This window comes from Streptomyces sp. NPDC054932, from assembly GCF_053610205.1.
Genome location: NZ_JBSGXU010000003.1, coordinates 36433 through 47811, shown reverse-complemented (window position 1 = coordinate 47811; position 11379 = coordinate 36433). Strand labels below are relative to the sequence as shown.

General features: G+C 72.7%; 9 protein-coding genes. 2 read left to right on the top strand and 7 right to left on the bottom strand.

The window, feature by feature from the left end:
* Positions 1–7: 7 nt before the first annotated feature.
* Positions 8–2065 (top strand): alpha/beta fold hydrolase, encoded by a 2058-nt coding sequence (locus ACWGE1_RS01570; protein WP_453418531.1) that lies wholly within the window; start codon positions 8–10, stop codon positions 2063–2065.
* Positions 2066–2093: 28 nt separating this feature from the next.
* Here the strand turns inward: ACWGE1_RS01570 and ACWGE1_RS01565 are convergent, their stop codons facing one another.
* The 6 genes from ACWGE1_RS01565 to ACWGE1_RS01540 all read right to left on the bottom strand — a co-directional run bounded on the left by ACWGE1_RS01565 (position 2094) and on the right by ACWGE1_RS01540 (position 8367).
* A complete protein-coding gene (locus tag ACWGE1_RS01565; protein WP_453418530.1) occupies positions 2094–2429 on the bottom strand; it encodes a hypothetical protein in 336 nt (111 codons plus the stop codon).
* 159 nt (positions 2430–2588) lie between these two features.
* A complete protein-coding gene (locus tag ACWGE1_RS01560) occupies positions 2589–3569 on the bottom strand; it encodes an ABC transporter ATP-binding protein (RefSeq protein WP_453418529.1) in 981 nt (326 codons plus the stop codon).
* Positions 3566–4570, bottom strand: a complete 1005-nt coding sequence (locus tag ACWGE1_RS01555) for an ABC transporter ATP-binding protein (protein ID WP_453418528.1) — start codon at positions 4568–4570, stop codon at positions 3566–3568. Before ACWGE1_RS01555 ends, ACWGE1_RS01560 begins: the two co-directional genes overlap by 4 nt.
* Positions 4570–5556, bottom strand: a complete 987-nt coding sequence (locus ACWGE1_RS01550; RefSeq protein ID WP_453418527.1) for an ABC transporter permease — start codon at positions 5554–5556, stop codon at positions 4570–4572. The genes ACWGE1_RS01555 and ACWGE1_RS01550 overlap by 1 nt, the downstream gene beginning before the upstream one ends.
* Entirely contained in the window at positions 5553–6602 is a 1050-nt protein-coding gene (locus ACWGE1_RS01545; protein WP_453418526.1) for an ABC transporter permease, read from the bottom strand. The genes ACWGE1_RS01550 and ACWGE1_RS01545 overlap by 4 nt, the downstream gene beginning before the upstream one ends.
* Before the next feature lie 22 nt (positions 6603–6624).
* A complete protein-coding gene (locus ACWGE1_RS01540) occupies positions 6625–8367 on the bottom strand; it encodes an ABC transporter substrate-binding protein (protein ID WP_453418525.1) in 1743 nt (580 codons plus the stop codon).
* A gap of 294 nt (positions 8368–8661) precedes the next feature.
* Between ACWGE1_RS01540 and ACWGE1_RS01535 the strand changes: the two genes are divergently transcribed.
* Positions 8662–10584: a bifunctional metallophosphatase/5'-nucleotidase gene (locus tag ACWGE1_RS01535; RefSeq protein ID WP_453418586.1), complete on the top strand. Its 1923-nt coding sequence runs from the start codon at positions 8662–8664 to the stop codon at positions 10582–10584.
* A gap of 67 nt (positions 10585–10651) precedes the next feature.
* Here the strand turns inward: ACWGE1_RS01535 and ACWGE1_RS01530 are convergent, their stop codons facing one another.
* Entirely contained in the window at positions 10652–11365 is a 714-nt protein-coding gene (locus ACWGE1_RS01530; RefSeq protein WP_453418524.1) for a GntR family transcriptional regulator, read from the bottom strand.
* Positions 11366–11379: the final 14 nt, after the last annotated feature.

Below are 11379 nucleotides of genomic sequence, written 5' to 3'. Positions count from 1 at the left end.
TACGATCATGGATGACTTCCTCAGGCTCTCCGCGAGCACGGCCCGCTTCACCCACGGCGCCCCGCGCGCCTTCTCCTTCGGTGACGACGGACGGCTGCTCTGGTTCCTCCGGTCGACAGGCCCCACCGACGCCTTCGACAGCCTCTGGGTGCTCGACACCACCACCGGCGCCGAGACCCGGCTCGCCGATCCCCGCGAACTGTGCCCCGAGCCCGGCCCCCTCCCCGTCGCCGAGCGCCGGCTGCGCGAACGGACCCGGCTCGTCGCCTCCGGAATCGGCTCCTACGCCCTCTCCGGCGACGGCCTGCACGCCGTTTTCGCCCTCTACGGCCGGCTCTTCGAGGTCACCGCGGGCGGAGCCGGGACGCCCAAGGAGATCCCGGCCGCCGGACCCGCACTGGACCCGAGGCCGAACGCCGACGGCTCGCGCACCGCCTACGTCGCCGACGACGTCCTGTACGTCGCCCCGGGCGGCCGGGTCAGCCCCGACGACGGGGCCCGCTGGGGTCTCGCCGAGTTCGCCGCCGCCGAGGAACTGGGCCGCGCCCGGGGCCACTGGTGGTCCCCGGACGGAGTCACCCTGCTGGCCGCCCGCGTCGACGAGTCCGCCCTCCAGCGGCGCCACTTCACCGACCCCGAGCACCCCGAGCTGCCCGGCGAGGACTTCGCCTATCCCGAGGCGGGCGGGCCCAATGCCGACGTCCAGCTGTGGGTGCTCGGCGACGGCGGGTCCCGGATACGGCTCGACTGGGACGCCGCGGCGTATCCGTACGTCTCCGACGCGGGCTGGGAGTCGGCCACCGAGATCCTGCTCACCGTCCACGACCGGCTCCAGCGCAACGTGCTGCTGCTGACCGCCGACCCGGCCACCGGCCGCACCCGCGAGCTGTGCCGCACCACGCACCCGCAGTGGGTGGACGCGCTGGTCCCGGGCACCCCGGCCCGCCTCGCCGACGGGCGGATGCTGACCGCCGCCGACACCCCGGGCGGCGCCGCCCGCGCCCTCGCCGTGGACGGCGTGCTGCTGACCGGGGACGGGATCCAGGTCCGCGCGGTCGCCGGGGTCCACGAGGGCCGGCTGCTGATCGAGGCGGGCCTGCGCGACCCGTCCGAGCAGCAGGTGCTGCTGCTGGACCCGGTCACCGGGGAGCTGGCCCCGGTCGCCGACGGGCCCGGGGTGCACAGCGTGTCCGCGTCCGCCGGGAACCTCCTGCTGACCTGCGCCGACACCGACGGGGTGCGCCGCACCGTACGCACCGCCGACGGGCGGGAGTTCAGCCCCGCCGACCTGTCCCAGCCGCTGCCCTTCCGGGTGGCGCCGGTCCTGGAGCGGGTCACCGAGCACGGCGTCCCCACCGCGCTCGTACTGCCCCGCGACCACGTCCCCGGCCGGAAGCTGCCCGTCCTGATGGACAGCTACGGCGGCCCCTGCGCGCAGGACGTCACCGCCGACCCGCGCCGCTGGCAGCACCGCCAGTGGTGGGCCGACCAGGGCTTCGCCGTGGTGACCGTCGACAACCGCGGTACCGCGTACGTCTCCCCCGCCCACACCCACGCCATGTACCGCGGCTTCTCCGGGGTCACCCTCGACGACCAGGTCGCGGCGCTGCACGCGCTCGCCGCCCGCCACACCGACCTCGACCTCGGCCGGGTCGGGGTGCGCGGCTGGTCCTACGGCGGCTACCTCGCGGCCATGGCCGTACTGCGCCGTCCGGACGTCTTCCACGCGGCGGCCGCCGGGGCCGCGCCGACGGACTTCCGGCACTACGACACGGCGTACACCGAGCGGTACCTGGGTCTCCCGCAGGACGAGCCCGAGGTGTACGAGCGGGACTCCCTCGTCCCGGACGCCCCCGGCCTGACCCGCCCGCTGCTGCTCATCACGGGCCTGGCCGACGACAACGTCCACCCGTCCCACACCCTGCGCCTCTCCCGGGCCCTGACGGACGCGGGCCGCCCGCACCAGCTCCTGGCCCTGCCGGGCGTCACCCACATGACCCCGGGCGGCACCCGGGAGAAGCTGATGGCAATGGAACTGGAGTTCTTCCGCCGCGAACTGGCCTGAGCCGCCCGCTCCGCCCCCGCGGCCGGGGTCAGGGCCGCGGGGCGAGCACCATGCGGATCAGGGCGGTGAGGGTCAGGGCTGCCACCGGCGCGTACCACCAGCGGCGCAGCCTGCCCGTCGTCACACAGGCCGCCGTCGCCGCGGCGGCCATGAGCTCCACCACCAGGGCGAGCACGGCCATCAGCTGCACGGTGTCCGTCACCGTGCGGTCCCAGGGCCCTTCGGACTTGGTGAGCAGCGCGTTCAGGACGAAGAAGCCAGCCACCGCGTGCAGGCCGAGCAGGGCGGTCGCCGCCGCGGCGGTCGCCACGGCCGTCGCCACCGGATGACGGCGGGTGCGCTCCGGTATTCGCTGCTCGGTCATTCAGTGCCCGCCTCGCGTCGTCGATGATCTGGCCGGAGCCACGACCGTAGGCGAGGGCACCGTCCGGACGCCAACCCCGGGCCCCGGCACGGCAGCGGGAGGGCCCGGGGCCGATGCGATCGGCTCCGGGCCCTCCCTTTTCCTCCCCCTCGACCCCCGTCAGTCTCCGGGGAAGTGACAGGCCACCTCGCGGGAGGCGGCGAGCCGCAGCAGCGGCTTCTCGGTGCGGCAGACCTCCTGCGCCTTGGGGCAGCGCGGGTGGAAGGTGCAGCCCGGGGGTGGAGCGGCCGGGCTCGGCGGGTCGCCGAGCAGCACGATCCGCTCCCGCCGCCGCTCCGCCGCCGGGTCGGGCAGCGGTACGGCGGACAGCAGCGCCCGGGTGTACGGGTGCTGCGGGTTCTCGTAGAGGGACTTCTTGTCCCCGATCTCGACGATCCGGCCGAGGTACATGACGGCGACCCGGTCGCTGACGCGTTTGACCACCGACAGGTCGTGCGCGATGAACACGTAGGCGAGGCCGAGTTCTCCGCGCAGCCGCTCCATCAGGTTGACGATCTGGGCCTGCACGGAGACGTCCAGTGCGGAGACCGGCTCGTCGGCGACGATCAGCCGGGGGCTGGTGGACAGCGAGCGGGCGATGCCGATGCGCTGGGCCTGGCCGCCGGAGAACTCGTGCGGGTAGCGGTCGATGTGCTCGGGGATCAGGCCCACGAGCTCCATCAGCTCGGCGGCGCGGCGGCGGGCGTCACCGGCGCTCCAGCCCTGCACCAGCAGCGGATCGGAGATGATCCGGGCCACGGTCTGGCGCGGGTTGAGGGAGGAGTGCGGGTCCTGGAAGACCATCTGGATGTTCTTGCGCAGCGGACGCAGCGCGCTCTGGGACAGCCGGCTGATGTCCTTGCCCTCGAAGGCGACCCGGCCCGAGGTGGGCTCCAGCAGGCGCACCAGCATCCGGCCGGTGGTGGACTTCCCGCAGCCCGATTCCCCGACGAGGCCGAGGGTCTGCCCGGCGGTCAGGTCGAAGGAAACCCCGTCGACGGCGCGCACGGGCGCCCCCCGGCGCCCGGTCACGGATCGCCGGCCGGGGAAGGTCATGGTGAGGTCCTGTACGGACAGCAGCGGTGCGGCGGTCTCGGTCATCGGGCCGCCTCCTGGGCGGTACGGGCCCCGGCGAAGTGGCAGGCCACGGTCCGCGCGGGTCCGTCCCCGTACACCTCCTGCTCCGGCCGGACGCCGGTGCAGCGCGCGGCCGCCTTCGGGCAGCGCGGGGCGAAGGCGCAGCCGGGGGCCGGTGCGAGCAGGGAGGGCGGGACGCCGGGGATGGAGGGCAGGGGGACGTCGTCGGCGGTGTCGAGCCGGGGCAGCGAGTCGAGCAGGCCCCGCGTGTAGGGGTGGGCGGGGTCGGCGAACAGTTCGTCGACCGGGGCCTGTTCGGCGGCCCGGCCGCCGTACATGACCAGGACCTCGTGGGCGACGCGGGCGACGACGCCCAGGTCGTGGGTGATCATCACGACGCCGAGGCCGCGCTCCTGCTGGATCCGGGCGATGAGCTCCAGGATCTGCGCCTGCACGGTGACGTCCAGGGCGGTGGTCGGCTCGTCGGCGATCAGCAGATCGGGCTCGCAGGCCAGGGCCATGGCGATCATCGCGCGCTGGCGCATGCCGCCGGAGAACTGGTGCGGGTACTCCCCCGCACGGCGGGCCGGTTCCGGTATGCCGACCTCGCCGAGCATGTCGACGGCACGTCTGCGGGCGGCGGCCCGGCCGGCCTTGAAGTGCACCCGGAAGTGCTCGGCGATCTGCTCGCCGACGGTGTAGTAGGGGTGCAGGCTGGAGAGCGGGTCCTGGAAGATCATGGCCATCCGGCGGCCGCGGACCTTGCCGAGCTCGCGCTCGGTCAGGCCGGTGAGTTCCCGTCCGGCGAGCGCCACGGAGCCGCCGACCTCGACCCGGCCGCGGTGCAGTCCCATGACGGCGAGCGAGGTGACGGACTTGCCGGAGCCGGACTCGCCGACGATGCCGAGGGTGCGTCCGGCCTCGACGGTGAAGCCGATCGAGTCGACGGCCCGTACGGTCCCGCGCTCGGTGGTGAAGGTGACGCACAGATCGCGTACGTCGAGGAGCGGAGGGGTGGCGGCCATCAGTACCTCACTCTCGGGTCGATGACGGCGTACAGGAGGTCGACGAGGAGATTGGCGACGACGATGAAGAAGGCGGCGAGCAGGGTGACGCCGAGGACCACGGGCTGGTCGGAGTTGACCAGGGCGCCGTAGAACAGCCGCCCGATGCCGGGCAGTCCGAAGATGGACTCGGTGATGACGGCTCCGGCGAGCAGCCCGCCGAGGTCCATGCCGAAGATGGTGAGGATCGGGGTCATGCCGGAGCGCAGTCCGTGTTTGACGACGACCGTGCGCTCGGGCATGCCCTTGGCGCGGGCGGTGCGGATGTAGGGCTCGGCCATCGCCTCGATCATCGAGCCGCGGCTCTGGCGCGCGTACATGGCGGCGTAGAGCAGGGCGAGCGCGGTCCAGGGCAGCAGCAGGTTCGAGGCCCAGGCGAGCGGGTTGTCGGTGAAGGCCCGGTAGGTGGGGTAGGGCAGGAGGCCGGCGATGCGGATGACGCCGTAGATGAGCATCACGGAGGTGAAGTAGACGGGGAGCGAGGCGGCGGCGACGGCGCCGACCATGAGGGCCTTGTCGGTGGCGGTGTCCTTGCGCAGGGCGGCGGTGACCCCGGCGCCGAGGCCGAGGACCAGCCACAGCACGGCGGCGCCGAGGGCGAGGGAGGCGGAGACCGGGAGCCGGTCCATCAGCAGGTCCCACACGGGCAGCGAGTTCTCGTAGCTGTAGCCGAGGCACGGGAAGTCGCAGGTGACGGCGTACTGGCCGGTGCCGAGGGTGCGGCCGGTGAAGATGCCGGTCAGGAAGTCGGTGAACTGCCGCCACAGGGGCTGGTCGAGGCCCAGGTACGTGCGTACGTCGGCCAGGCGTTCGGCGCTGCAGGTCTTGCCGCAGGCGGCCGCGGCCGGGTCGGCGGGCAGGACGTAGAAGATGAGGAAGGTGACGGCGGCGATCGCGAGGAGCACGCCGGCGAGGGCGAGCAGGCGGCGGGCGAGGTAGACGATCAACTGCGGCCGCCCCTCGGGTCGAGGATGTCGCGCAGGGCGTCGCCGAGCAGGGTGAAGGCGAGCACGGCGAGGAAGAGGAAGACGCTGGGGATGACGAAGTACATGGGGTCGGTCTCGTAGTAGGCCACGGACTCGGCGATCATCTGGCCCCAGGAGGGGGTGGGCGGGCGGACGCCGACGCCGAGGTAGCTGAGGGCGGCCTCGGTGCTGATCATTCCGGGGATCAGCAGGGTGGTGTAGGCGATGACGGGGCCCGACACTCCGGGGAGGATGTCGCGGGTCAGGATCCGCCAGGGGCCGGAGCCGCCCACGCGGGCGGCGTCGACGTATTCGCGGTGTTTGAGGGAGAGGGTCTGGCCGCGGACCACGCGGGCGACGCCGGGCCAGCCGAAGACCCCGATGACGGTGGTCATGAGGACGATCCGGTTGACGTCCTTGGCCACGGACAGCATCGCGATCATGAAGATCAGCGAGGGGAAGGACATGGTGAGGTCCATGAGCCGGGACAGGACCGTGTCGGTGCGGCCGCCGAAGTAGCCGGCCGCGATTCCGGCGGCGGTGCCTGCGACGACCACGATGGCCGTGGCGGCGAAGGCGATCAGGAGGGAGACCTGCGCGCCGTGGATCACGCGGGCGAACAGGTCCCGGCCGGTGACGGGTTCGACGCCGAGCCAGTGCTCCGGGCTGATACCGCCGAGGGCGCCGAGCGGCTGGCCCCCGAGGTAGGGGTCGATGGCGGTCTTGTCGAACTCGTTCGGGGACCAGCCGCCGAGGGCGCCCAGCCAGGGGGCGGTCACGGCCATGAGGACGAAGAGGAGGACGACGCCGAGGCTGACGCGGACGGCGGGGCGGCGGCGGAGTTCCCGCCGGGCGAGCTGCCAGGGGCTGCTGCCGGGCGCCGCCACGGGTCCGACCGCGGCGGCATCGGGGGCCGGGGTTGTGCCGGGGGCCGGTGCGCCGCCGGGGGCGCCGGCGGCATCCGGGGCCGGGGGCCCGTCGGGGCCCAGGGGTGCCCGGTCGTCCGGGACCGGTGCGGTGGTGGTCATGGTGTCGGGGGCTCCGGATTCCTCAGCCCTGGCTCTTCGAGGGGTCCTTGAGGCCGACGGTCCCGTAGTCGATGGTGCCGGTCCACACCGGGTGGCCGAAGGCGCCCGCGATGTTGGTGCCGACGAGGAGCGGCTTGCGCTCCAGGAGGATCGGGACGTTCGGGGCCTTGGCCATCAGGGCCGCGTCGAGGTCGATCCAGGCCTGGTTGGCCTCCTTGGCGTCGGCCATGGCGTTGATCTCGTCGATCCGCTTCATGGTCGCCTCGTCGCGGAACTGGCTGTAGTTGCCCTGGTTGCCCTTGTCCTTGATGGTGCGTCCGTCGAAGACGAAGGGGATCCAGGTGGAGCCGGAGGGGTAGTCGGGGCACCAGCCGGTGAGGGTCATGTCGGGGGTGGTGGAGAGGTCGCCGATGACGTCGTAGTAGGCGCCCGGGTCGACGGTGTCGATGACGACCTCGATGCCCGCGCGGGACAGGCCCTGCTGGATGGCCTCCGCCTTGCCCTTGTCGCCGGTGGAGACGGCGAGGGAGACCTTCAGGGTCTCCTTGCCGGCGGCCTTGAGGAGTTCCTTGGCCTTGGCCGGGTCGCCCGCCGGGGGGATCTTCAGGGTGTCGGCCTGCTTGCCGCCGGAGAGCGCCGGGGGCAGGTAGGCGGTGGCGACCTCGTTGAGGGCGGGTCCGCCGCCCGCGGTGACGATGGCCTCCTTGTCGACGGCGTACTGCATGGCCTCGCGGACCTTGGGGTCGTTGAAGGGGGCGCGGGAGTTGTTGAGGTGGAGCATCTCCGTGCAGCCCTGGGACTCGGCGAGCAGCCGGGCCTTGACCTCCGGCTTGGGCAGCACCTTGGGGGCGCTCTCGGGACGCATGTCGGCGTACTGGACGGTGGAGGCGTCGGCGCCCTCGCCCGCGATGATCCGGTCGTCGATCTGCCCGCCCTTGAGGCCCATGACGACCACGAATTTGTCCGGGTAGGCCTTGCGGACGGTGTCGGTGCCCGGGTCCCAGTGCTCGTTGCGGACCAGGACCAGCTTCTTGTCGCGGTCGTAGGACTCGATCTTGTACGGGCCGGAGGAGAACGGGCGGGCGTCGTACTGGGTGCCCTTCTCCTGGGACTGGGGCACCGGGGCGAAGGTCGGCAGGGTGGCGGTCGCGGAGAACTCGGCGACCGGGCGCTTCAGTTCGAAGACGATCGTGCGGTCGTCCGGGGTCTTGACGGAGTCCAGGTGCCGGCCCTGGAGCGGGCCCTTGTAGCCCTCGGTCCCGGCCAGGTACTGGGCGGCGTAGTCGGGCCCGCCGGTGAGGTCGGGCGTGAAGGAGCGCTCGACGTTGTACTTGATGTCCTGGGCCCTGACGGGCGAGCCGTCCTCGTACTTCACGCCCTCCTTCAGGGTGAAGGTCCAGGTGCGGCCGCCGTTGGAGGAGGTGCCGAGGTCGGTGGCGAGGTCGGGGACCAGTTCGCTGCCGGCCTTGCCGGGCTCGGCCTTGAAGGTGACGAGCGTGCGGTAGAGCAGCCGGGTGCCGAAGTCCATGGTCGGCATGGTCCAGTTGCGGGCGGGGTCGAGGTGCGCGAAGTCCTGGTTGGACAGGACGGTGAGCGTGCCGCCCTTCACCGGGGTGCCGCCGAGGATCTTGCCGTCGTTGGCGGCCGCCGGGTTGGAGGCTCCCGCGCCGGCCGTGCCCTTCTTGGTGCCGGAGCAGCCCGAGGCGCCGAGTGCGAGTGCTGCCACCAGGGCGGTGGCGAGGGCGAGTTGGGTGCGCTTGGTCATGGTCACTCCAGTGAAGGGCCGCGCTCTAGGATGTGACCGGTAACATAGTAATGTGAAATTGCACTGACAAGGGGTTGGCGCCTCCGTTATCCAGCCGTGTCCCGAACGGCCGGGCGGCGCGTCGCCACGACACCCGGCCCGGCGGGCGGGAACATGCCGGGTGTGATCACGCAGGCCAAGGCCACGCAGCAGAGCAGGAGTTCACGGCACCGGGACCCGGGACGGCCGGAACGGGGACGACGGGAGCGGGACCGGGACCGCCCGGAACCCGGGCGGCGGGACTTCCTCACCGCGATGGGAGCGGCCGCGGCGACCTTCGCGCTCGGCTGTCCCGCACGGGCCACCGCCGCAGCCCGGGACGCCGCCACCGCCGTCGAGTACGTCGACGTCCAGCTGCTCAACATCACCGACCTGCACGGCTTCCTGCAGGGCGCACCCGGCAGCAATTCCGTGATCGTCGGCAACGGCGGCCGCAGCTACACCGTCGGCGGCGTCGCGTACATGGCCGCACACCTCGAGCGCCTCCGCGACGGCCACCCGAACACTCTCTTCTTCACACCCGGAGACGCCTTCTCCGGCTGGGAGTTCGACGCCGCGGCCTTCGCCGACGAGCCGACCGTCGAGGCCCTCAACCGGATGGGGCTCGACTTCGCGACGGCCGGCAACCACGAGTTCGACAAGTCCCCCGCGATGCTCCAACGCCACATGGAGCAGGGCATCCCCTTCCCGGTCGAGGGCCGCGACACCTCCTTCACCGACTCCTCCGGCCTGCGCTTCCACGGCGCCGACTTCCGCTACTACAGCGCCAACCTCACCTGGGGCCAGGACGGCCGGACGGTCCTGCCCGCCTACCACATCGAGCAGGTGCGCACCGCCGACGGCCGGGAGCTGCCGATCGGCTTCATCCACCTCACCGCCGTGGGCAGCGAACGGTTCCCCGGCTCCTTCCAGCCGGGGCTCGCCACCCTGGACGAGGTCGCCACCGCCGACCACTACGCGGCGCTCCTCAAGAGCCAGGGCGTGAACGCGATCGTGCTCAGCATGCACGACGGGGCGGTGGCGGGCGCCGACTTCAACAGCGGAGTCGACCCCTCGGGACCGGCCCTCGACCTCGCGCTGCGGGTCTCCCCCGACATCGACGCGATCGTCACGGGACACTGGCACACCCGGTTCAACATGATGGTCCCCGACCCGAACGGTGTCCCCCGCCCGTTCGTCGAGGCCGGCTGCTACGGCCAGGTCATCAACGAGATCAACCTGCGGCTGGACCCGCTCACCGGCCGGGTGGTCCGGGAACTGACCGTCTCCACCAGCCACCCCAACACCCGCGACATCGCCCCTCATCCGGAGCTGCAGGAGGTCGTCACCTACTGGGCGGGACAGGCCGTCGCACGCGACCGGACCCCGGTCGGGCGGCAGACCGGCTCGTTCCTGCGCACCCGGAACACCGCGGGCGAGAGCACCATGGGCAACCTGGCCGCCGACTGGGCGCTGTGGGCGGGCAGCAGGCCCTCCGACCCCGAGAACGACGCCAACATCCACCCCAACGTCCCGGCCCAGCTCGCCGTGGTCGCCGCGGCGCCCCGGGTCGGCCAGGCGGTCATCGCCGGGGACCTCGTCCTCGACGCGGCGTCGGGCGGCACCGTCACCTTCGGCAGCGCCTGGCGGGCCATCGGGTTCGGCGATCCGATCGTCAGCGCATGGGTGACCGGGCAGCGGATCCACGACGCCCTGGAGGAGCAGTGGACGACGGCGGACAGCGGCGAGCTGCGCTTCGCGCCCCTCGCGGTCTCCCGGAACGTGCGCTACAGCTTCGACGCGCGGGGTCCGGTCGGGGACCGGGTGCACCCCGACGAGGTCTTCATCGACGGCAACCCGCTCGACCTCGAACGCAGTTACCGGCTGGCGGCCCCGTCGTACACGCTCCTCGCGAGCGACGGCTACCCGGCCCTCTCCGAGTTCCAGGAGCCCTACCGGCACCAGCGCGACTTCGAGAGCTTCGTGGCGTACGTGCGGGAGACGGCGGTGCTGGCCCCGCAGCCCAGGGGGCGGGTCACGGCGGCGAACGCGAGCGCCGCCGCGGCCGACGTGGGCGCCGTGGTGGACCCGCCGGTCCTGCTCCTGCCCGACGGCACCCCCGTGCCGCGCGCGGAGGCGGCGATCATCTCGTCGGACCGCCCGCTCACCGCCGACGGCAGCGCCGGTCCGCCCTGCTGATCGCCCGCCGGTACCCTGCGCGTGCCCTGCCGGCCGCCCGCCCGCCGGCCGCCAACGGCCCCGGACCCTACTGGAGGCCGGAGCCGAGGCCTCCGGGGACGCGGCCGACCGGTTCGTCGCGGCCCTGGGCCCAGAGGGAGCGGACGTGGCCGAGGTGGCGGAGCATGCACTCCTGCGCCGCCTCGGCGTCGCCGCTCAGCATCAGGTCGAGCAGCTCGATGTGCTCCTCCGCCGAGGAGACCAGCTTGCCGGCCTCGTCCAGGCCGGTCAGGCCGTACAGCCGGGACCGCTTGCGCAGGTCGCCGACCGTTTCGACGAGCCGGTCGTTGCCCGCGAGGGCCAGCAGGGACAGGTGGAAGCGGCGGTCGGCCTCCAGGTAGCCGATGAGGTTGTGCTCGCGCGCGTTGCTGACGATCTCCTCGGCGATGGGGCGCAGCGCCTCCAGCGCCTCGGCCGTGGCGATCTTCGTGATCCGGCCGATGGTCGGCACCTCGATCATCGTGCGCAGTTCGGTGAACTGGTCCAGGTCGCGCTCGCTGACCTCGGTGATCCGGAAGCCCTTGTTGCGGACCGGCTCGACCAGTCCCTCCCGGGCCAGGTCGAGCATGGCCTCGCGCACCGGCGTGGCCGAGACGCCGAGTTCGGCCGCGAGGCCCGGCGCGGAGTAGACGCTCCCGGGGCGCAGCTCACCCGCTATCAGCGCGGCTCGCAGTGCGTGGCCGACCTGGTCGCGGAGGCGTTCCTGGGCCTTGATGAGACTGTGCTGCTTCAGGTCACCCATTGCATTTCCTCCGA